Source organism: Colwellia sp. Bg11-28 (assembly GCF_002836245.1).
Lineage (GTDB): Bacteria > Pseudomonadota > Gammaproteobacteria > Enterobacterales > Alteromonadaceae > Colwellia > Colwellia psychrerythraea_A.
The window spans coordinates 639431-662863 of sequence record NZ_PJBA01000006.1; the positions used below are offsets into that span (position 1 = coordinate 639431).

The 23433-nt window shown below is 38.9% G+C and carries 19 protein-coding genes; 15 read left to right on the plus strand and 4 right to left on the minus strand.

The features are described from left to right. The first annotated feature begins 147 nt into the window (after positions 1–147). Positions 148–1782 carry a peptide MFS transporter gene (locus tag CXF79_RS09745; protein ID WP_101154794.1) on the plus strand — a complete coding sequence of 545 codons (1635 nt, stop codon included), beginning with the start codon at positions 148–150 and terminating at the stop codon, positions 1780–1782. Between the two features lie 359 nt (positions 1783–2141). Here CXF79_RS09745 and msrA read toward each other — a convergent pair whose 3' ends face one another. Then, a complete protein-coding gene (gene msrA / locus CXF79_RS09750; RefSeq protein ID WP_232769206.1) occupies positions 2142–3374 on the minus strand; it encodes a peptide-methionine (S)-S-oxide reductase MsrA in 1233 nt (410 codons plus the stop codon). Positions 3375–3799: 425 nt separating this feature from the next. On the opposite strand from msrA, the gene CXF79_RS09755 reads away from it, so the two are divergent. Together CXF79_RS09755 and CXF79_RS23375 are read left to right on the plus strand one after the other, a co-directional pair. Further along, a complete protein-coding gene (locus tag CXF79_RS09755) occupies positions 3800–4057 on the plus strand; it encodes a hypothetical protein (RefSeq protein WP_101154796.1) in 258 nt (85 codons plus the stop codon). Next, positions 4030–4218 carry a hypothetical protein gene (locus tag CXF79_RS23375; protein ID WP_157825864.1) on the plus strand — a complete coding sequence of 63 codons (189 nt, stop codon included), beginning with the start codon at positions 4030–4032 and terminating at the stop codon, positions 4216–4218. Before CXF79_RS09755 ends, CXF79_RS23375 begins: the two co-directional genes overlap by 28 nt. A gap of 177 nt (positions 4219–4395) precedes the next feature. Here the strand turns inward: CXF79_RS23375 and CXF79_RS09760 are convergent, their stop codons facing one another. Then, positions 4396–5229, minus strand: a complete 834-nt coding sequence (locus CXF79_RS09760) for a DUF3108 domain-containing protein (protein ID WP_101156247.1) — start codon at positions 5227–5229, stop codon at positions 4396–4398. 258 nt (positions 5230–5487) lie between these two features. Here CXF79_RS09760 and CXF79_RS09765 point away from each other — a divergent pair, with 258 nt between their 5' ends. The 9 genes from CXF79_RS09765 (at position 5488) to arsJ (ending at position 16794) form a co-directional block, all read left to right on the plus strand. Continuing rightward, positions 5488–7596 carry an LruC domain-containing protein gene (locus tag CXF79_RS09765; protein WP_101154797.1) on the plus strand — a complete coding sequence of 703 codons (2109 nt, stop codon included), beginning with the start codon at positions 5488–5490 and terminating at the stop codon, positions 7594–7596. A gap of 10 nt (positions 7597–7606) precedes the next feature. Beyond that, the gene (locus tag CXF79_RS09770; protein WP_101154798.1) at positions 7607–8125 is read left to right on the plus strand and encodes a hypothetical protein; all 519 of its coding nucleotides are present in this window, start codon (positions 7607–7609) and stop codon (positions 8123–8125) included. Between the two features lie 581 nt (positions 8126–8706). After that, positions 8707–10365: an acetolactate synthase large subunit gene (locus CXF79_RS09775; RefSeq protein WP_011044122.1), complete on the plus strand. Its 1659-nt coding sequence runs from the start codon at positions 8707–8709 to the stop codon at positions 10363–10365. Positions 10366–10420: 55 nt separating this feature from the next. Next, entirely contained in the window at positions 10421–11848 is a 1428-nt protein-coding gene (locus tag CXF79_RS09780) for an aldehyde dehydrogenase family protein (RefSeq protein WP_101154799.1), read from the plus strand. 337 nt (positions 11849–12185) lie between these two features. Beyond that, complete coding sequence (locus CXF79_RS09785) at positions 12186–13013, plus strand: metalloregulator ArsR/SmtB family transcription factor (protein ID WP_101154800.1); 828 nt, start codon at positions 12186–12188, stop codon at positions 13011–13013. 146 nt (positions 13014–13159) lie between these two features. After that, positions 13160–14158: a permease gene (locus tag CXF79_RS09790; RefSeq protein ID WP_041737070.1), complete on the plus strand. Its 999-nt coding sequence runs from the start codon at positions 13160–13162 to the stop codon at positions 14156–14158. 19 nt (positions 14159–14177) lie between these two features. Beyond that, positions 14178–14414, plus strand: coding sequence for a thioredoxin family protein (locus CXF79_RS09795; protein WP_101154801.1), 237 nt, complete (start codon positions 14178–14180; stop codon positions 14412–14414). 103 nt (positions 14415–14517) lie between these two features. Continuing rightward, positions 14518–15528, plus strand: a complete 1011-nt coding sequence (locus CXF79_RS09800; protein ID WP_011044117.1) for an ArsJ-associated glyceraldehyde-3-phosphate dehydrogenase — start codon at positions 14518–14520, stop codon at positions 15526–15528. Positions 15529–15534: 6 nt separating this feature from the next. Then, the gene (gene arsJ / locus CXF79_RS09805) at positions 15535–16794 is read left to right on the plus strand and encodes an organoarsenical effux MFS transporter ArsJ (RefSeq protein ID WP_101154802.1); all 1260 of its coding nucleotides are present in this window, start codon (positions 15535–15537) and stop codon (positions 16792–16794) included. Here arsJ and CXF79_RS09810 read toward each other — a convergent pair whose 3' ends face one another. Further along, a complete protein-coding gene (locus CXF79_RS09810; protein WP_101154803.1) occupies positions 16795–17643 on the minus strand; it encodes a methylated-DNA--[protein]-cysteine S-methyltransferase in 849 nt (282 codons plus the stop codon). A gap of 366 nt (positions 17644–18009) precedes the next feature. Here CXF79_RS09810 and CXF79_RS09815 point away from each other — a divergent pair, with 366 nt between their 5' ends. Then, positions 18010–18945 (plus strand): DMT family transporter, encoded by a 936-nt coding sequence (locus CXF79_RS09815; protein ID WP_101156250.1) that lies wholly within the window; start codon positions 18010–18012, stop codon positions 18943–18945. A 694-nt stretch (positions 18946–19639) separates the two neighbouring features. After that, on the plus strand, positions 19640–20491 hold the full coding sequence (locus tag CXF79_RS09820) for an MBL fold metallo-hydrolase (protein ID WP_232769133.1): 852 nt from the start codon (positions 19640–19642) through the stop codon (positions 20489–20491). A 125-nt stretch (positions 20492–20616) separates the two neighbouring features. On the opposite strand, the gene CXF79_RS09825 is transcribed toward CXF79_RS09820, so the two are convergent. Then, positions 20617–22449 carry a monovalent cation:proton antiporter-2 (CPA2) family protein gene (locus tag CXF79_RS09825; RefSeq protein ID WP_101154805.1) on the minus strand — a complete coding sequence of 611 codons (1833 nt, stop codon included), beginning with the start codon at positions 22447–22449 and terminating at the stop codon, positions 20617–20619. Between the two features lie 413 nt (positions 22450–22862). On the opposite strand from CXF79_RS09825, the gene CXF79_RS09830 reads away from it, so the two are divergent. Continuing rightward, on the plus strand, positions 22863–23192 hold the full coding sequence (locus CXF79_RS09830; protein WP_011044101.1) for a VF530 family DNA-binding protein: 330 nt from the start codon (positions 22863–22865) through the stop codon (positions 23190–23192). Positions 23193–23433: the final 241 nt, after the last annotated feature.

Genomic DNA, 23433 nt, shown 5'->3' on the forward strand with positions numbered 1-23433 from the left:
TAAGTTGCTCAGCGAAACGTGGACACCAGCACTTTTGCTTAATTATTCTGCGGAACAATTTGCTTAGCAAGGTCAGTTTTCGCATAAGTTTGATAGTCACTCTATACTTCTTTTATTACTTTCTCTGTTGCAAGGAATGGCGAACATATGGATAAAACAGATAGCATTGATATTGATAAACAAGTCAATACAGATGAATTATTTGGTCACCCTAAAGGTTTGTATATTTGTTTTGCTACTGAACTATGGGAGCGATTTTCATTCTATGGCATGAAGTATTTGCTGCTCTTATATTTAACTAAATACCATTTGTTCTCTGACGGAGAAGGCCTGGAAGTATTAGGCTCATATGCTGGTTTAGTTTACACCTTGCCCGTTATAGGCGGCATGTTAGCCGATCGCTATCTTGGCATGAAAAAGTCAGTGATATTCGGTGGAATCCTACTCTGTTTGGGGCATTTATTGATGGCGGTAGAAGGCCATCAAGCGGTCCAATATGCGGCAGGTACCATGTTAACGTCAGATATCACCCTAAATAATGGCGCGGTACTTACTGCAGGTACTTTATTAACACAAACGATTAAAATTCAAGATTTAGCGGCGCTGAATGTTTTCTACTTTGCACTATCGCTTATTGTTGTTGGGGTTGGTTTTTTAAAACCCAATATTTCTACCATAGTAGGTCAACTTTATAGTAAAGATGATCCCCGTCGAGACTCGGGTTTTACCATTTTTTATATGGGCATTAACCTTGGCTCTTTTGCCGCCACTATTATTTGTGTTTACTTAGGGGAAACCTACGGCTGGCGTTACGGTTTTGGCGCTGCGGGCATAGGTATGTTGTTTGGTTTGGTGACGTTTACTAAGGGCCTTAAATATTTACGTGGTTTGGCAGAGCCGCCAGATGTTGCCGTATTGAGCGAGAAAGTTTGGGGTTTGATCAGTAGAGAGTACTTAATCTATTTTACGGCTATTTTAAGTTTGTCGGTATTTTGGCTCGTTATTCAACATGAACCCGTAGTTTTTGCGGCTCAGCAGATTTTATTGATTGTTTCTGGCGTAGGGTTAATCGCTTATGCGGCATTAAAAGGTAGTAGAGAAGAGTTCCATCAAATGCTGGTGCTGATGGTGTTAATCGGTTCTACCATTGTTTTTTGGGCCTTGTTTGAGCAAGCTGCTGGGTCGATGACGTTATTTGCCGATAGAGTTGTTGAAAGAAATATTGCTGGCATTGAAATATCTGCTGGTCAATTTGGCTCTCTCAATGCGGGTTTTATTATTATGTTGGCCTTACCTTTTGCTGCATTGTGGGTATGGTTAGAGAAGTTTCGGCTAAATCCAAATCTTCCGATAAAATTTGCTTTAGGTATTATTCAAGCAGGTTTAGGTTTTGGTGTTTTGGTGTTCGGGGCACAATTTCCCGATGAGGCTGGGAAAATCAGTTTATGGTGGTTAGTTTTAGCTTATCTAATTCATACTACGGGTGAGTTGTGTCTTTCTCCGGTAGGTCTTTCGGCAGTGACTAAGCTTGCGATACACCGTGTGGTAGGTTTATCAATGGGCGTGTGGTTTTTGGCTACGGCGCTGTCTGAAACGCTGGCCATGCGTTTAGGAAAATTAGCGGCCATTGATACCCAAGGTGGAGAGCTTAATAGTGTGAGTGATAATCTTATTATTTATACACAGCTGTTTGAGTTTTTAATGTGGATTGGTATTGGTACAGGCGTAGTGGTTTTACTGATATCACCGCTATTAAAGCGTGGTATGCATGGCGTTCGCTAATGTGCTTTAGCGATAGGACTATCGGTAGTAACGAATTAATGGTGCTTAAAGTAGTGATAATAAGCATGAACCGAATACCCTATGATAAGTGCTATTGCACATAATCCAACGACCAAGGAAAGTGTTGTCATAATTGCCTCTGCTTTACGCTTTTGTCTCTAGGATTAAGTATAGCAAAGATGGAAATAGTTAATGAAATGACGAGAGAATTTATTGTTGTTTGAACGCTATGTGAGCATTGTCAGCCCTGCAGTAAGATTAACCTCACATCTTAGTACAGGGCAGAGAATGACCATTGAAACATTTACTATTAACTTAACGTAAGACTTAACGTAAAACTGAAGGTAATTTTAAGACTATTACCTTGCTTTGAATTCCAATACCGTGGCGTTAATACAAAATCTTGGTTGTCCATTCGGACCATCTGGAAATACGTGGCCCAAATGAATACCTGAGGTTTTAGAGCGAATTTCTGTGCGTACCATACCGTAACGGTTATCAGGTTTTTCAATAACTGAACCGTCAACTGCTTTAGTAAAAGATAACCAACCAGAAGCAGAGTTAAAACGGTCGTCAGTATCAAATAATGGTGCACCACTTAGCTTATCTATAAAAACGCCATCAGGAGTGTTCTTGAATATTTCATATTCTTTACAAAAACGTCCATCAGTACCTTCGTCAAACGCGACATTAAAGGCTTCACTTTTCCCTAATTTAAAAGCGCCTAATGCTTTATAGAAATAGTCAGGGCTCATGTATCCTTGCTTACCAAATACCTCTTCACCGTCTTCAATAAATATAATAGTGGGAGTCGCCCAAGTTTCAGTCTTAATCGTTAGGCCTTTAAGTTGGCTAGCTAAACGAAAGTTTATTGCAATCGAACCTTTGTAATCATTAGCGACGTTCTTTTTGAATTTCTCACAATAAGGGCAATAATTTTCTGATTCAATGACAATAATATGTTTGCCAGTTAGTAAGGGCGTATTATCAATTTTTTGACTGGCTAGTCCCGTTTTACTGGCATCAGCATCAAACTTAACGCCAGTAGAGTGATCTGGACAATAACCATTTGGGTTCTTGGCTAAATAATCCTGATGATATTGCTCAGCTTCAAAAAACTTACTAAGTGAACTTATTTTTGTGGCGATATTTCCAAAATCTGCGTCATTTAATAATGTTTGATACTGAGCCGTTACTTTTAGCGCAATGTTATTTTGTTGCTCATTACTCGTTAATATAGTTGAACGATATTGCGTGCCAATATCATTGCCTTGACGGTTAAGCTGCGTTGGATCGTGTCCCTCATAGTAACTTTGTAAAATAGTTTCCAAACTAACCTTTGCGCTATTAAAAATAACCTTAACGACTTCTGCATGGTTATCTTCATTGTATTTATTTTTTCTCTGCGTAATTTCTCGATAACTAGCGCTGACATTCTTACCATCGGCATAACCTGAGATAGCATCAACAACACCTGGAATTGCCTGATATCTTTTTTCAGCGCCCCAGAAACAACCAGCACCAAGTACGATGCTATCTAAATGCGTGGTTGCAGGCATTTCTTTTGTTGAGTTTGATGATTTTGGCATCATGTTTTCGATATCACTTTGCGTATTGGTTGAGTTAACCGTTGAGTTTGTTGTTGAATACTCAGTGGATTTTGGTGCCACAGCATAAACGGTAAGTATCGAGATTAATGCGAGAGCTATGATGAACAATATATTTTTCATAATTTTATCCTGACTCAACCAGTGAAGAGCGATTGATTTGTTAAACTTAACCTAAAGTATAAATGACTGATATCGCTATATGGTCACTGAATTATCACAATTTCATCACAATGGTGAGATAACAGCTCAAAGTGTATAAAAGTGTAAACCTATGCTGGAATTAGCCGCGCCAAAGGCCGTGCGCTAGGTTACAATAGGCAGCGAATAATGAACTTGATGTATTCAAAATTTCGTTCAGTCAGAACATCAATACGTAACAATAATAATAAAAGATTAGAATTCAATAAATGATTAAACAATTTTCCTCTATACCGCGTGTGTTAGTCGCATCATTCAAGCTATTCGCTGTGATTGCATTTTTGTCTACGTGTTCTTTGGCTCAAGCAAAGACAGCTAAATCAGGGAAATGGCATGAAGCAGACTTTGTTGATGCTTATTGTCAGGGAGAGGTTGAGCATGTCTTAGCGGATAAAACGCTGGTTGATTGTTTAACGGCTACCCACGCGATTGAATATGATTGGGGAAAAAATGGGCTGAGTCTTTAGGGCAGGCGTTATTTTATTCAGCCATGACAGGCAAAAAAGCGGGCATTGTTTTAATTGTTAATCCAAGAACCAAAGATAGATTTTTAAAGCGTTTAAACAAAGCTATTGCTGACAATAACCTTGATGTTGATGTCTGGACCATTACCAACCAAAGAACTTAGTAATACCAATCAGACTAACTAAGTGATCTCTTTAAATGGTCTAAATATTCAATAACATCGTTGCTTTCAATCCCAATAGCCAGCTATTACTCAATCAAGCGCCTTATTCTTGAAAATTTACCCTCATTAAAATTTGAACCATTAATTAATCTGATTGGTATAAAGCTCACGTTTTTGCTATGAATCACATTGTTTAGAAAAGTGAGATAACCAGACTACTGGAGAAAATATCATATCCAATTCTGCCTTGACCAGTTGATGGTCATGTTGACTCGAAAACCATAAAACGATATTTTCATGTTCTCCTACTTCAACCACTTTAGTTGTTGTTATTTCCCCCCACTTTTCATGCACAATGATTTCCTGTCCGGTTACTTCAAATTGATAACGTTCAATTCTTTTACTCCCTTGGCGAAATAAGGTAAAGCGTGACTTTCCTTGCAGTAAATTGAGCCGAATTTGTGCACCTAAGGTATCTAGGTCATATAAAGGATTATTCTCATTTTCGTTTTTATGTTGGTAGTGAGAAACTTCAGCATCTAACGTTACCGTTGATGAAAGCCCGTTATCAGACATCTCAGCGATCATTTCTCTTGATTTAAGGCCAGTTAGTTTTTGTGAAAAACTGGGGGTTAAAAAGTGATTAGACTGAGGTGAGTAGTACATAGCGCTTTGTTGTTGGTAGCTTGAATCAAGCCAAAAAAAAGTCACTTCACCGAATGACGTTACGGTTGCTTTTCTAGCCGCTGCGCTGTTATCCCACATTATTTTTCGGTGTAAATAACCCACTTTTCCCCCAAGAAAGTAAACATCATATTCAAACGTTTTATCACACTGATGAAAGTCACTAAATGCTTTTGTAGTAAATGGACTAATCACACTGGCTTGTATTTGGGCTGTAAAGCCAAACAAACAAAAAACCAAGAGAGGTAAAGCGGGTAATGCTTTTAATAACGGGACTGTTTTGTTAGTTAAGTTACCTAAGTCTTTTAATTTTATCAGCTTGTTCAATTCAGTCATCATTATTGGTTAGTACTAATTTAGAAAATATAGGCGATGTAGATGCTTATATTAACGCGAGTTATGTACTGATTAATTGTTTCATTTTGCAATTTGCATTTTCATATCGCAAAACCTCAGTAACTTGCTACTCAGTTAATACATACTTACTATGTAAGTGTTTGAATTTTATAGTTATGTATTATTGGTGCACTTTTTGCTCTCTACATAGATAGCAATAATAAATTTTATGTAGAGGTGAAGTTCACTATGTTAAATTCAGTCAGAAAAAACACAGTTAAAGGCATTATTCTTGCCATAGGTATGACCAACGTTGGCTTACAGGCACAATCTTTTACTGAGTGCCCAGCAGAAGCTTTTTTAATTCAGGATAAGTTAGCAAACTTATATAGTGTTCAGCTTGCTACGGGATTTTACGAGAAATCGTCACCTGTTGACTGGAACCAACAAAAAATGAATGCACTGGCATTTAGTGTGCATGACCGCTATTTATACGCATTCAATTACTACTACGGCACTATCGTTCGTATTGGTTCTGATTTTCAGGTCGACCCTATCCCGCTAGCTAATCTTCCTGATAAAGGTTTCTATGTGGGTGATATTGCTGTGGTAGAAGATGCTTATTATCTATATCGCCCTGGTGGTAATTATGGTTTGTATCGCGTTTCATTAGATGAAGGCAGTGACGATTATTTGCAAATGGAGAATATTGTTAGCGGCACTAGCCTCAATCTCGCTATTTATGATTTGGCTTTTCATCCGGATAACGGCTTTGCTTACGCGGTTGATCGCTGGGGTAATCTTTGGAAGATTGATGTTGAAGCGGGCACTTCGGTAAAACTGAGTAACGTGGGTGAGGGCGGTGTATTTGGTGCAGTGTATTTTGATGTTACCGGTAACTTATATATCAGTCGTAACAATGACGGTAAAATTTTTAGAGTTAATACCAATTGGGCTTATCCAGTAGCTGAATTTTTTGCAAATGGCCCTTCTTCTAGTAATAACGATGGTGCACGTTGTGCGCTTGCCCCTATTATTTCTCTTGATGCTCCTACAACCGATTTTGGTGATGCCCCTGATTCTTATGGCTCTAGTATAAATAATAATGGTGCGCGCCATGATGTAGGCGACGGTACCTTATTTTTGGGTGAAACCGTGGAGAGTGAACCGAATGCTTACGCAGACGATGGCTCTGGAGTAAATGACAATGACGGTATTGATTTTGTAACCGGTCTTGAATCAGGTAAAACCTCGATTGTTGATATCACCTCTTCGGCAGATGGCTTTGTGAACGCTTGGATCGATTCAGATAAAGATGGAACGTTTGATGCTGATGAGCAAATTATAACGGCAGAAGCGGTGAGTTCTGGCAGTAATATTGTTGCTTACGACGTGCCAACTTGGAGTGAACCCGGCTCAACTTGGGCGCGATTTAGATTAAGTTCTCAAGCATCTTTATCGCCTATTGGTGGTGTTTCTGATGGTGAAGTGGAAGATTATGCCATTGATATTGCGGAGCAAGATGTAACCGCAACTCATTATCCTTCTGCAGGCGGTTGGGCAACACTGGCTTTTGAAGACAATTGGCCACTGGTAGGTGATTACGATATGAATGATTTAGTTGCGCATTATCGCCTGTCATCATACGACGTAGAAGGAACTTTAATGCGCGTTAAAATAGAAGGAGAGATCGTAGCCATTGGAGCATCTTACCGTAACGGTTTTGCCTTTAGACTACCTGGATTACTGCGAAATCAAGTAGATACTGGTCGTTTAATTTTCAAGATAAATGGAGTTGAACAAGGTGTTACGCCACTTGAAGTAGATAGAGATGAAGCGATTTTTATTATCGCCAATGATCTCTGGGATTTTGTTACTGCCGGTGAAGACTGTAAGTATTATCGAACAGAGGCGGAGTGTGGTTCAAACATTCAAATGACCTTTTCATTGGAAATTCCTATGGAAGCTAATGTAAACAAAGTTGATGTAGCAGATTTCCCTTATGACCCCTTTATCTTCTCTACTGAAGGGCAAGAAAGAAACTACGTATTTGGGGAGGCGCCGGGTAGAAGGTTTGAGATACACCTTAAAAATCAAGCACCGACAGAAGCCTTTCAAGCGAATTTCTTAGGTCGTGGCGATGATGTTTCAAATGCTGAAATTGGAGAGTACTTTATTAATGCTAATGGTATGCCGTGGGCTATTAGCATTCCTTATGAGTGGGAGCATCCAGTAGAGTATATGGATATTAAATATGCTTATCCAAACTTTCATAGCTTCGTTACTTCTTCAGGTGAATTAAATGTAGATTGGTTTACCGTTGAAAATAGCGCTACTAACAATGTATTTAAACAATAAGGAGAAACCCATGAAACTTACTAACAATACTTCGATATTTCTAATGAGTTTACTAATGATGGGGTGTGGCGGAGGTGGAAGTGACGATTCTTCGACGCCTGATCCTGTTGTAGTAGCAGTTGAAGAGCCCGTGGCCGAAGTGCCTGAACCTCCAGTGGTAAGCACGATTGTCGAGCCAGATCCGAATGCCACTTATGAGTCAACGGCTGATCTTATTGTCTCAAGAAAATTTCTTCTTAAGCCAGAATATGCCTTAGCGGTCAGTTACAAGAATGACGGTAATCGCAATGCTTATTTATCATTGTGTACCGACTTTACTGATGGAGAAGAGGGTATTAAAGTAAATTATAATAGCTGCTTACTACGTACTTCTATTCAAAGTGACTACGCTGGCACATTAACCGTTGCAAACGATAAGAATCGTTTAGTGATGGCTATCTGGTATTTTGAAGACATGAAAAACCCAAGATATGAAGTATGGGAAAATGACACGGATGCTAACGGTGTAAGAACATTTGAGGTTAATTAATGGAATGACTTTGATAAATAGAGTGACTAATAACTCATAATGATAGTGACGTTCCTTTCAGGTTCATTATTTAAAACGCCTCTTTTGGCGTTTTTTATTGTGCAGATATAAATACTGCTAATTTGAATAATTTTCCTTGAACCGTTGTGCTTTACATAAAATTACTACACCAACACTATACTCGCACTGAACCCTCCAATGCGAGTACCTAGTTATTAAGTTAGATACGTCCGTTTATTATCTGAATATTTACCTTAAATATAACGCTTAAATACCCATATTCATGGAAGCATTTTTTCTATGGTCTAGAATCTTATAATAAGTATTTACCCGTCACCAATCAAGATGCAAGTTTCAGAGTGCTTCTTCGATGGGTTTAAAGTCACTTTATACGGCGTTAAATAATCAAACCATAGAATGACTATGCTTAAATTATTTGCCTTGTCTAAAGTAATTTTAATTCCCACTGAAGTCCTGCATCTTGAATGGTAACGGGTATAAATTACGTTTTCATTAAATGGGTTGTCAGGCAATGTTCATCATATTTAATGAGCTATGTGTAGGCTGATTAGGGAAAAATTATGAGTGAGAATAATAAGAAAAAAGCATCAGATTTATTTGTGCAAGCATTGGAAGCTGAAGGAGTAGATCACATTTTTGCTGTACCCGGGGAAGAGAACCTGGATATGGTTGAGTCCTTACGTAAATCTTCCATCAAACTGGTATTAACTCGCCACGAACAAGGCGCGGGTTTTATGGCTGCGACCTATGGTCGACTTACTGGTAAAACTGGTGTTTGCATGGCTACCTTGGGTCCTGGTGCTACCAATTTGTCTACCCCCGCAGCTTATGCTCACTTAGGTGGTATGCCGTTACTGATGATTACCGGACAAAAGCCAATTAAAAAGTCAAAACAAGGTCAGTTTCAAATTATTGATGTGGTTGGCTTGTTCGCGCCTATTTGTAAAATGTCTAAACAAATTGTACATGGCGATACTATTCCTTCCCTAGTGCGTGAAGCCTTTCGCCTTTCAGAAGAAGAGCGACCGGGAGCCGTGTTGTTAGAGTTACCTGAAGATATTGCTGCAGAAGACTGCACTGAAAGTGTGATGACACCGCACAAACGATATTATGCCAGCCCGAGTAATGTGCCACTAGAAGAGGCTGTTGCGTTAATAAAGGCCGCTAAAATGCCATTGATATTAATTGGCGCTGGTGCGAATCGTCAAAATGTTCGAGCAGCCATGTGTGACTTTGTCCATTCGACCCGTATTCCATTTTTTGTCACGCAAATGGGTAAAGGGGTTGTGGATGAACGTTCAAGTTTATTTTTAGGGACTGCAGCATTATCGGCGGGTGATTATTTACATTGCGCGATTGAACGGGCAGATTTGATTATTAATATCGGACATGATGTTATTGAAAAACCGCCATTTTTTATGGAAGAGGGCGGTAAGAAGGTTATTCATGTTAATTATAAATCTGCGCAAGTTGATCAAGTCTATTTTCCACAATTAGAAATTATTGGCGATCTAGCCGCTTCCGTTAATGCGTTAAAAGACAAACTTGGCGGTGAGGTTGAGTTTGACCGAGGCTATTTTGAAATGATAAAACTCGCCATTGATGTACATATTAAAGAAGGGGCAGACGACGCACGTTTTCCTATTATTCCTCAGCGTTTTGTTGCCGATATTAGAAAGGTTATGGGTGATCAAGATATCATTGCTTTAGATAATGGTATTTATAAACTTTGGTTTGCACGTAATTATAAAGCTTATCAATCCAATACCGTATTGCTTGATAATGCACTTGCCACCATGGGAGCAGGTTTACCTTCAGCTATGATGGCTGCCATGTTAAATCCAAACCAACGCGTGATGGCGATATGTGGTGATGGTGGTTTTATGATGAATTCACAAGAGTTAGAAACGGCAATTCGTCTAGGATTGAACTTAGTAGTAACTGTTTTAAATGATAATTCATATGGCATGATCCGTTGGAAGCAAGCCAGTGCTGGTTTTGCTGATTGGGGCTTAGAATTTAATAATCCTGACTTTGTTAAATACGCAGAAAGTTATGGCGCAACAGGGCATAGAGTCACGTCAGCTGAGGATATTATTCCTACTTATGAAAAAGCGTTTTCAGCTGGGGGTGTTCATCTTGTTGAGTTACCTGTTGATTACTCTGAGAATCAAAAAGTTTTAATTGATGAATTGGCTAAAAAGGTTTGTTTGATATAACGCTTCATTTTTAAGAGGCAAACAATTTTTAACTTAATTTTGAAGGAAATATATCATGGACAATGTAGAACAAAATGATGTAGCAGAAAATAACAAGGTACCTGAAACACTCGATGTTGTTAATCCATATGATCAAGCTTACATAGCGTCTCTAGCAACCGTAATGTGGGATGATATTGATAAATATTTATCAACGGCTCATCAGCTTTATAAAGATTGTAATCAGTGGATCCCGGCATATGAGCGTGTCAGTATTCTCAAAAAAGTGGCGGTGTTGATTTCAGAAAGAGCCGATGAATTAGCCTTTTTAATTGCTAATGAAGGAGGAAAGCCGCTGGTCGATGCGCGAGTTGAAGTCACCAGAGCCATTGATGGCGTAGAGCTTTGCGCAAAAGAGATTTCAAAACTAACCGGTACTCAAATCCCGATGGATTTAACCCAAGCGGGTGCGGGCAGAATAGCCTTTACCACCAAAGAGCCTATCGGTGTGGTAGTAGCTGTTTCTGCGTTTAACCACCCATTGAATTTAATTGTTCATCAAGTGGCTCCGGCCATTGCTGCAGGTTGTCCCGTGTTAGTTAAGCCAGCACGCGATACGCCATTATCTTGTAAAGCATTTGTTGATATTTTGCATGAAGCAGGATTACCTCCACAGTGGTGTCGTTTTGTTGCTTGTGATATTCCAACCTCTGAAAAAATGATCACCGATCCAAGAGTCGCATTTTTTAGCTTTATTGGTTCGGCTAAAATTGGTTGGATGTTACGTTCTAAATTAGCACCTGGTACACGTTGCGCGCTAGAACATGGCGGAGTTGCCCCTGTTATTATCGAAAAAAGTGCCGATGTTGAAGCGATGATCCCAAGTTTACTTAAAGGTGGCTTTTATCATTCAGGACAAGTGTGTGTGTCAGTGCAACGCATTTATGCGCCTAAGGAGATGGCCAAAGCTATTGCACAATTGTTGGCTGACGGCGCTGCAAAACTTGTTGTGGGCAATGCTATTGATGAGAAAACTGAATGTGGCCCACTTATTCGCCCTAAAGAAGTTGATCGCGTTGCCGAGTGGGTTGATGAAGCCGTAGCTGCTGGCGCAACTTTAGTTACAGGAGGTAAACGCTTGGGTGAGAGCACTTATGCACCAACCGTGCTGCTTGAGCCGCCAGCGGATGCGAAAGTTTCGACTATGGAGATCTTTGGTCCTGTGGTTTGTGTTTATGGTTACGACGATATCAATGATGCCATTGAGCAAGCTAATTCATTAGATTATGCCTTTCAAGCTGCGGTGTTCACCAAAAACCTCGATGTCGCAACCAAAGCAATACGCGAATTGGATGCTACTGCGGTGATGGTGAATGACCATACGGCTTTTCGTGTTGATTGGATGCCTTTCGCTGGGCGAAAACAGTCTGGCTATAATACTGGCGGCATTGCTTATACCATGCATGATATGTCTCAGGATAAAATGGCGGTGATTAAGCTCTAAGCTTTCTGCCTTCAAACATTACTCCATTAATCAAAGCCCTGTAGAAGGGCTTTTTTGGCCCTAAGGTGATATAGCTTCAAAAGTTAACATGCCTATGTAGTTAACTCTGAACCTTACTGTAAACGTCATCTTCGAAGTTTCTGATCTACGTTCCCTCCTTTTTTAGGAGCTGGATCCCCGATGAGTACATCACAAGGATGACATCCCTGAGCTATGTATACAGGCATGAAAGTTAATTAGACTCTATCGTGGTCGATACTAATAAGGATGAAATGGCTTGTATATATGAAAAATCATATATACAATATTTAGTATGTTGTTTTTAGCTTAATTTTCTATGACAAATACAAGTAGACAAAAAGTTCTTTTTCTTTGTACGGGTAATTCTGCCAGATCACAAATGGCTGAAGCATTACTGAAACATAAAGCGGGTGAGCACTTTGAAGTTCATAGTGCAGGTACTCAACCTGATGCCGTTGATGTTCGAGCAATTGATGCATTAGTAAAGTTTGGCGTAGATACTAAGGGATTAGCTTCTAAAAATGTAACTACCTTTGAAGGTATTGTTTTTGATTACGTCATTACACTCTGTAATAAAGCAAACAACGAATGTAGAAGTTATCCTAATGCAGTAAAGCAATTAGCATGGGATTTTCCCGATCCCAAAGAACGCGCGGGTAATAATCCATTTTCTACCACATTAACTGAGCTTAACAGCCGTTTATCTATGTTTCTATCGGTAGAAAAAAACGCTATTAGCCCGGAAAGTACTCCACAAATAAATTCGATTACGGAAGTGAATAACCAACTCACTGACTTTGAACCAATCTCTTTTTATAAATGCCTGACCGATGATATTCGCTTAAAAGCACTTATGTTGACGCATTATCATGGCGAACTTTGTGTTTGCGAATTGATGGAAGCGATGGAAGAAGGTAGCCAACCTAAGGTATCTCGAAACCTTGCCGTCCTTAAAAAAGCCAAGGTTATTACCGATAGAAAACACGGTCAATGGGTGTTTTATCGTATTAATCCTGAACTGCCGTTATGGGCTAAGTCTGTGATTGCAGAGACGACAGAAAATAATATTTCGCAGATACATAACGAACTTCAGCGTTTAGCTAAAATGCAAAATAGACCTGATAGAGCAAATTTTTGTAAATAACTATTTAAGGATATATTGGATGAAACTACCGTATAACCTCACAACTAAAAATTATTTATTAAGCAATTATAATTTAATTAAAGTGCCCGTTATGTTGTCATTAGTTTATTTTATTAATCAGATACAAAGCTGGTTTGGGGAAACGCATGTTTGAGGTATTTACCGACTTTGCTACCTGGTTAGTTGTTGATGTACTAGAGATATCAAAATCAACGAAGTTAGGTGATGCGCTTCATTTTTTTATCGAAGATACCACTAAAATATTCTTTTTATTGCTAGTCATGATTTACGTTATTGCGCTGATAAGAGCTTCTATGAATGTTGAACGTGTTCGTGATTATTTAGCAGGCAAGCATAAAGGTGTTGGTTATCTCTTAGGCTCTAGCTTTGGCGCAATAACGCCATTTTGTTCCTGTTCAAGTATTCCAGTCTTTTTAGGTTTTACCTCGGCGGGTATTCCTGTTGGCATAACGATGTCATTTCTCATTACGTCACCGTTAATTAATGAAGTAGCTGTTTTGTTGTTACTCAGCTTATTAGGATGGAAATTCACACTACTTTACGTCGTTGTTGGCATGTCTGTTGGTATTTTAGGTGGTGTATTCCTTGATGCGATTAAAGCCGAACGTTGGTTGCAATCTTTTGCCGCAAAAGCCTTAGAACGTGGTAAAAACCTATCTTCTACCGTTAACTCAAAACAGATCAAAAAGTTATCTTTACAAGAGCGACATACTTTTGCAAAAGAGGAGATGTTAGAAATTTTTGGACGAGTATGGAAGTGGGTAATTATTGGTGTAGGCCTAGGCTCTGCTTTACATGGGTTTGTTCCTGAAGGTTGGATTGAAGAACATTTAGGTAATGGTCAATGGTGGTCAGTTCCTTCTGCGGTATTACTTGGAATACCCTTATATTCCAATGCTACCGGCGTTATTCCTGTGATGGAAAGTTTAATTAAACAGGGGCTTCCTATTGGTACAACCCTCGCTTTTTGCATGAGTACCGTAGCTGCAAGCTTCCCTGAGTTTATTTTGTTAAAACAAGTAATGCAGTGGCGATTATTGGCAGTGCTTTTTGTACTTCTACTCGTTGCGTTTACATTAATTGGTTGGATTTTTAATTATCTGACTCCCTTTATTTACGCTTAAATTCAACAAGGAAAATATGATGAAAGAAATAAAAGTACTCGGAACTGGTTGTGCTAAATGTACAAAAACCGTTGAAGTAATTACAAAAATAGCGAATGAATTAAATATAGACGTACACGTAGTTAAAGAAACCGATCTTGAAGTCATTATGGGGTATGGCGTAATGAGTACGCCTGCGGTCATTATTGATGAAATAAATGTACACAGTGGCTCTATTCCGCACAGGGAAGATATTGAATCATGGTTGAGAAAATAATTTAATCAATGTCGTGCTCGACTCATTAACAACAAAAAGTCAGTACAGTCTGATTATTTTACTTTTTATTTATAATTTCTATCACACTATTTAGGACAGGTTTATGACAATTAAAATTGGTATTAACGGTTTTGGCCGTATGGGACGCTTATCAATGCGTGCAGCATTTGATTGGGATGATATAGAAATCATTCAAATTAATGATCCAGCGGGAAATGCTGAAACAATGGCACACCTGATGACATTTGATTCAATCCATGGGCGTTGGCACCATGAGGCGACGCATGAAGGTGATTCAATCGTTATAAACGGTAAAGCAATTTCATATACACAAAACACCGCCACATCAGATACTGATTGGTCTCAGTGTGATGTAGTTATTGAGGCTTCGGGGAAAATAAAAACTAAAACTCTATTAGAAGCTTATCTAGCACAAGGCGTAAAGCGTGTTGTGGTGACAGCGCCAGTAAAAGAAGAAGGAGTGTTGAATATCGTTATGGGCGTGAATGAAGAGCTATATGACAAAGCCATTCATCCTATTGTTACAGCGGCTTCATGTACCACTAATTGTTTAGCGCCCGTGGTAAAAGTTATTCATGAGAAAATAGGTATTAAGCACGGTTCAATGACTACTATTCATGACATAACCAATACGCAAACTATTTTAGATGCACCCCATAAAGACTTACGCAGAGCGCGTGCGTGTGGCATGAGTTTAATTCCGACAACCACTGGCTCTGCTACCGCTATTACGCATATATTCCCAGAGCTTAAAGGAAAGTTAAATGGTCATGCGATACGTGTTCCTTTAGCTAATGCATCAATTACTGACTGTGTTTTTGAGCTTGCTCGAGGCACAAGCGTTGAAGAAGTGAATCAGTTACTTAAAGAAGCAGCTGAAGGTGAGTTAAAAGACATTATGGGATATGAAGAACGTCCGTTGGTGTCAATTGATTATAAAACGGATCCGCGTTCAAGCATTATTGATGCCTTGTCTACGATGGTTGTAAATGACACTCAAGTAAAACTCTATGTTTGGTATGACAATGAATGGGGTTATGCAAATAGAACAGCCGAATTGGCTCTTATGGTTGGACTGGCGGACAAGGTTTAATTAATAATGGGGCTTTCATCACTCAAAGGGTTATCACCTGCATTGTCTAATCAAGTGAAGCAATACTTGGTGATAACAGGTAATTATTGGGCGTTTACCTTAACAGATGGCGCGTTACGCATGCTTGTTGTGCTGTATTTTCATCAGTTAGGTTACAGCCCGTTTAATATTGCCATGCTGTTTTTATTTTATGAAATCTTTGGTGTTATCACTAACCTTATTGGTGGGTGGTTAGGCGCAAGGCTTGGGTTAAATAAAACCATGAATATTGGTTTAGCCTTGCAGATAATCGCGCTGGCTATGTTGGCCGTTCCTGCTGAAATGCTAACCGTTATCTATGTCATGGTTGCTCAGGCATTGTCAGGTATTGCTAAAGATTTGAATAAAATGAGTGCTAAAAGCTCGATTAAATTACTGGTGCCTGAAGGAGCAGAAGGTAAGCTCTATCAATGGGTTGCTATTCTGACTGGCTCTAAAAACGCCTTAAAAGGTGTTGGGTTCTTTTTAGGTGGATTATTACTTACTTTACTTGAATTCAACGGTGCAATTATTTTAATGGCTTCACTATTAACTATAGTGTGGCTATTTAGTTTATTCGCATTGAAAGAAGATTTAGGTAAAGCGAAAAACAAACCTAAATTTAAAGATATTTTCTCTAAAAGTGCGTCAATCAACATACTCTCTGCTGCACGACTGTTCTTATTTGGCGCGAGAGATGTTTGGTTTGTTGTCGCATTACCTGTGTTTTTAGCGGTATCTTTTGATTGGGACCATTGGGCCGTTAGTGGGTTTATGGCAAGTTGGATCATTGGGTACGGTCTCGGTCAATCTGCTGCGCCATTAGTTACAAATAGAGGTACCTCAAAAACGACAGGTAAGGGCAGCGGAATACAACAAGGTAACGCTCCTACGGGCAGAGATGCATTCTTATGGGCGAGTTATTTAACCCTAATACCTGCGGCTATTGCTTTGGCATTACATTTCAATTTTCACGTGCAAGCTTCTCTTATTATCGGATTACTCATCTTTGGTGCAGTTTTCGCTATCAATTCTTCCCTACATAGTTATCTTATCGTTAGTTATGCTGGAAGTGATGGTGTATCCCTTGATGTTGGTTTTTATTATATGGCTAATGCCATGGGCAGGTTAATAGGTACCGTGCTGTCAGGATGGGTATATCAAAACTATGGTTTGGAAGCTTGTTTGTGGATATCAAGTGTATTTGTTGCAATGGCTACCTTGCTGTCTCTAAAATTAAAGCAATAGTTAACTAGACTCTTCTAATGAAGCTCGCTCCCATGCAAGCATGGCAGTTTTACGTTCAATGCCCCAACGGTAATTGCCAATTTCGCCATTATTTTTTATGACACGATGACAAGGTATCAAGTAACCAATGGTATTGTTTGCGAGGGCAGTACCTACGGCTCTGGCAGATTTTGGAGAGTCGATTAGTTGTGAAACTTGTGAATAGGAAAGCTGTTGTGAAGAATGAGTATTAATTAATGCTTCCCAAACCTTTATTTGAAAGTTCGTTCCTTTGAGTAATAAATGAATTTTTCCTCGTTCAAGCGATGATGAAAAAATGCCGTTGCCCATTTGCACCGCTTCTTCTCTATTGGGGGTAATACTGGCGTTGGGCCATTGTCGATATAACTCATCAATCACTGGTTGTTGCTTATCTTTTATAAACTGAAGATAGCAAACGCCTCTTAACGTCCAAGCTAAAATTGCCTCACCAAAAGGAGTTGAACAAACACCGTATTGAATCATCACACCTTCACCACCTCCTTTTAATTCACCGGGTGTCATGCCTTCGCATGTTACTAAAAGATCATGTAATCTTCCTGAGCCAGAGAGTCCTATGCTATGGCTTGCATCAAGTAAGTTATTGGTGTTTTGTAAAGCGTCTAAAGCCGCTTGCTTAGTAATAAACTGTAAAAATCGTTTAGGTGAAATGCCTGCCCACTGAGAAAACACTCGTTGTAAATGATGTTCACTCATATGTACCGAACCAGCAATATCTAGAAGTGTCGGCTGTTTATCAAAATTCGTATTGATGAACTGTATCGCTTTTTCAACAATTTGGTAGTGACGATGTGACTCAAAGTTATCCATTTTTCAGTCCCTTTTTATTAAAAGTAGTTGTTGGAGAAAACCTGTACGCAAGTACCGTCCCACAAACCGCCTAAACTGAGTAATCTCGTTAGAGACATAATACATTCCAAAACACGATAATGTATTCATTCTTAACTAAGGTCGTTTATTACTCAACCCGATTCTTGCGAACATAAGAAACACAGCGCAATTTACTCATATTGCATCATTAGATGTTTTTTTGCTCCATCGAGGATAAAAATAATGATGTTCTATTTTTAAATGCAAACAAGGCTTAAAAATAATAGCTTTTGCTATCGAGTTTCTAGATAATCCACATTTTTGAAAGCAGTGCTAACGTTAGCGTTGTTAACTGAGTGTTTTTCTATGCATGAAATTAGTGGTCGATGGCGACTGGGTTTGTTTTTATCTCTTACTACGGCGATTTTATGGGGCATTTTGCCTATCGCCTTAAAAGGGCTTTTACAGTATATGGATGTAAACACCATTACCTGGTATCGCTTTCTTATTGCTGCAGTATTTTTAGGCGGGTATCTATTAGTCACTAAACGTTTACCTTCATTATCGTCGCTAAAAAATAGACGAATAATGGTGTTAATGACACTGACCATCGTTGGCCTATTAGCAAATTACATTATGTATATGATGGGACTGGAATTGACATCGCCTGAAAGCACGCAGGTTATGATTCAAATAGCCCCAATGTTATTACTTATCGGCGGTGTTTGTGTTTTTAAAGAATCATTTAATACCAAGCAAAAAGTGGGCTTATTAACGTTCTTTTTAGGACTGTTGTTATTTTTCAATCAACGTTTTGAACAATTACTTAATTTTCATGGTGATTATGCGCTTGGTCTCTTCTTCATTATTCTTGCAGCAATTCTGTGGGCTATTTATGCACTAGCGCAGAAACAATTGTTGAAACATTTTGCCTCAGAAGAAATCATGATACTCATTTATTTATCGGGCACCTTGGTGTTTTTACCATCATCTGTACCTTCGTTAGTATTAGAGTTAGATACTATCGGCTGGTTACTGTTAATTTTTTGTGGGGCAAATACCCTTGTGGCCTATGGTGCTTTTGCGGAAGCTCTTGAGCATTGGGAAGCATCACGAGTAAGTGCAACGTTAGCAGTAACACCGTTATTAACGTTAATGTTTATGCAACTTACCAACTACATTTTGCCTGAAGCAATAGCTATAGAGCCACTAAATACACTCAGTATCATTGGTGCCGTCATTTTAGTGATTGGTTCAAGTGTTACGGCATTGAGTAAAAATAGAAACAAGCCAGCGAATTAGGATCTACTGCGGTAATGGTTAATGACCATGCCGCTTTTCATTTTGGCTTTTAAAAATAATTAAGCCTCGATATCGAGTTCGAGTGATTGTTCGCGGCGATTGTGTGACCGTCTTTCGTAGTAAATAAAATGTAGCTTTAACATGTTACGGCGTTCGCTGTGGTGCCGATGTTCTTTTAAGTAGCAGCCATTGACCTCTACCGTTTCAATCACCTTAATATACTTCATAGACTGTTTCATATTCGATAACCTCAGCGTTAGGGGTGGGTAAATAATCCCGAGCTTCCAAGTCATAGTATTAATTGTAGGTTATTTTTTGTACGATTTCTTTAGTTAAAGATGATAACAGTAAGAATATTCTAGTCAGTATTCTAGGATTTCATGAGGAAGTTTTGTTGGCTTTTGTCAGCATTAATTTAGCTTTCAACTTAGAAAGTCGCTAGTTCATCTCAAAGACGTTTATTTAAAATTGATGCTTTGTTATAAAAATGTAAGTTAGCCAATACGCTATAACTTAATTGGTAACGAGTATAGAAATACACGCGATTAAAATTATCGACGAAGTCATCTACTACAGTCACCTATTAAAGTAGGAATATATGTTGAAAACCTTTAAAAAAATTATAATTACTCTTTGTCTGATTGGTTCAACGTTCAATAGTGCATGGGCAAAAAATGAGAGCTTTGATTTTTCGGTGACACCGATTTCCGATAATGTCTATAGTATCGTTTCACCATCATTTGGTTTACCAACACCTGAGAATAAAGGCTGGAATTCCAATAGTCATTTTGTTGTTACCGAAAAAGGAGTGCTGTTATTTGATACAGGATCTTCTGAAATCATTGGTAACGAAATTAAAAAAGCGATTAAATCAGTCACGGAGAAGCCGGTTCGTTGGGTGGTTAACTCCCATAGTCATGCGGATCATTGGTTGGGTAATGCAGGATTTACAGATACGGGCGCTGAGATAATTGCAAGTGCTCGAGCGGTTACAATAATGAACGAAGACGGACAAGGACCGGTAGATGCTTTTTCTCGCATGACCGAAGGGGCGACTGGTTCCACTCATGTTGTGTATCCATCTTTATTGTTGGCTCAAGGAGAAAAGCGTAATTTTGGTGGAGTGGATGTTGAGTTCATTTTCTCAAATGATGCACATTCTCCAGGTGATGTTTTAATGTGGTTACCCGAACAGAAAATTATATTTGGTGGAGATGTTTTGAGTTCGCAATGGATGCCGATTCTTACTTACCATGGTGATGTACCTAACTTGATTGATACTCTTAATGATGTAGTAAAGTTGAACCCTGAAATTGTCTTAACGGGACATGGTGAAGCGACGACAGGCAAATCGGTGAAACGCGATGCTGATTTAGTTGCGGGTGTTTGGAAACTTGTAAAAGAGGGTTACCAAGAGAATAAAAAGCCTAATGAAATTATACTAGATGTTAGTGAAAAGCTGGGACCACTATATAGACCCTTATATGATAATTTCGACTCGGAAATTAAACGCTATGTAGGGCTGATGTATAAAAGACAGCAGTAAACATTTTATTAAGAGCTTAGCTTTTGCAAATATCATTGATTATTAGCACATGGCTGTTATGCCAGTGCTAATAATCGAACTTAAAAAGCTCGTTATGCCACCATTTTTCTTTATGCCATTTACACTTAGGCTTCAGGTGATTTTTGGCAAGTCTGTATTTTACTTTGCTCTTCTTCATCGCTGACGAGTACTTGTTTAAGCAGTTCCATACGTTGTTTAACGGCAACCCCATAACTATGATCATCACCCCATACTTCAGATAAAACATGCATTGATTCTCTATCATGCTCTGAAAATAATTGACCTGCACGTTTAGCACTTTCTTGGCTATTTCCGAGTAATTCTAGCGCTGAAACACCTAAGCCTAAGGCTGACTCGAACGTTTCTCGTTTAATGGTTTTTACCCCAATACGCATTAACTCATAGGCATGATGTCGATCAATCGCACGGGCGACAATTTGTAAATTAGGATAATGTTTTTGAGCAAGCTGGGCTATTTCAATGATTTTATCGGCATCATCAATGGCTATTACTAATAATTGTGCTTCTTGCGCGCCCGAAGCTTCTAATAAGTCTTTTCGAGCGGCATCGCCATAAAAGACTTTATTACCAAATTTTTTCAGCAGATCTATTTGCGTTGGACTGTGGTCTAGAATAGATAAGTGATAGCCTTGAGAGCCAAGAAGGCGACCGACTATTTGACCAAAACGACCATAACCGGCAATGATAACGCTTTTTGTTGCTTCAATATCTTCTGGTTTATCAAATTCTCTAGCATTTTCTGCTTCCTTATCGAGTACTTTTTCATAGAATATCAATAAAACAGGCGCCATCAGCATAGAAATGGCGACTACCAAGGTAGTAATTTTACTTTGTTCTGGCGTGAGTATTTGTAAGGAAGAGGTGAGTGATAGCAGTACAAAAGCAAACTCACCCCCTTGCGCTAAGGCAAGTGTAAAGAGCAGTTTTTGCTTTTTTTCCATTTTGAATAAAATAGATAGCAAGAATAAAACAGCCGCTTTGATAGCAATTAATGACACCACTAACAATGTCACTAAACCCAGCTCTTCAAACAATAATGGAAAGTCTATTGATGCACCGACAGTAATAAAAAACAAACCAAGTAAAAGCCCTTTGAACGGTTCAATATCTACTTCCAATTCATGTCTAAATTCACTTTCGGCCAAAACCACACCGGCTAAAAATGTTCCTAGGGCAGGTGATAGACCTATCTTTTGCATGATTACCGCAATCACTATCACAAGAAACAAAGCAAAGACGGTAAACAACTCTCGTAAGCGTGTCTCGGCGATATAACGAAATAAAGGTGCTGAAACATACTTACCAGCCAATATAATGGCGGCAATCACACCGACTGATATCGCTGTTTGAATGTACACCGGAAAATGTTCAATCAAGTTCCCGTGAGAGCCTGAGTCGCTAATGTTGTCACTAAATGCTAATAAAGGGACTAATGCCAAAATGGGGATCACAGCAATATCTTGAAAAAGTAAGACTGAAAAGGCGTTTTGACCCGCTTCTTGTTTTATCCAACCTTTTTCATTTAATGTCTGCAAAACAATGGCGGTTGATGAAAGTGCCAACATTAAGCCTATGGCAAGCGAGGTTTGCCATGCCAGTGACAAAATGGTGTAGCAGGCCGCAGAAATTAATAGGGTTGTCACCACAACTTGCAAGCCGCCTAAGCCAATAATGGAGTGTCTTAACTTCCACAAACGAGAAGGCTGTAATTCAAGGCCCACTAAAAATAGCATCATCACAACACCGAACTCGGCAAAATGCATTACATCAGTTTGATCGCCTACTAACCCCAATAAAAATGGTCCAATCAAAATGCCAGCTAGCAAATAACCTAGTACGGAGCCTAAGCCGACACGCTTTGCTATGGGCACCGCAATTATTGCCGCGGCGAGATATATCACAGCCATTTCTAACATCGCTTACTCCTGATAGGTTTTTATTTTTTTGTTAATACTAAGCCATGCAAACTTTATTATTAACACTATGACCAATAATAGCTTGATTAATGGGGATTAACTTTAATTATTAATGCTGTCACCATTTTATGGTGGTGGATATATTCAAATAAATTGTGACTCTAATCCTAAAAAAACTCTAAAATAATAGGGTTGAGTTAACGTTTATCTTGGGGGAAATAATTATAATAAAGGGCTTCTTTATACGCTTAGTGGAAGCTAGCAACTAGTTAATCCTAAGGTCCGCTTCAAGCTCACTGGGGACATTAACTGTTCCATAAAGTTCTTGGTGCACTTTTACCTGAGTTAAACGCATAAGTCTGTCAATATTTAGGAAACTTGTTACAATGCTCTTTTTTGATTTTAGGTAGACTATGAATAATAGTAATGATCCGCTACACGGCGTGAAACTTGAACAGATTCTAACCGAACTGGAGAAGAAAATTGGTTGGGATAAGATGGGTGAGTTACTTAACATTCGTTGTTTCACCAATAAACCGCGTCTTAAATCAAGTTTGAAATTTCTGCGTACAACTCCTTGGGCACGCAGTAGAGTTGAAATTTTATATCTAAAAACATTTTGTAGTAAGCATAAAGAAACGGGGAAATTAATCAGGGGGATACTCGCCCAGAATACAGCAGTAGCAGAAACGACTTCCACCAAGCCCGCTTCCTTTGTTTGGCCAACATCGAAAAATAAATAGACTTATGCCACAATATAGTCTTTAACTCCTGATAAAGACCATACTTAATCTGTTCAGGTAAGTGCCTATTTCATACGAATAATTGCCACATAACATTAAATGTTTACTCCTTTGCTTTCGATGTTTTAGGTACGCTTAAGCTCAATAACGAATACTCAGGGCTTGTACCATTCATTACTGGCTATATTGCTTTCGAAGAGCTGAGCATACTGACTGAACGCCTTAATGTTTAGGAGGTAAT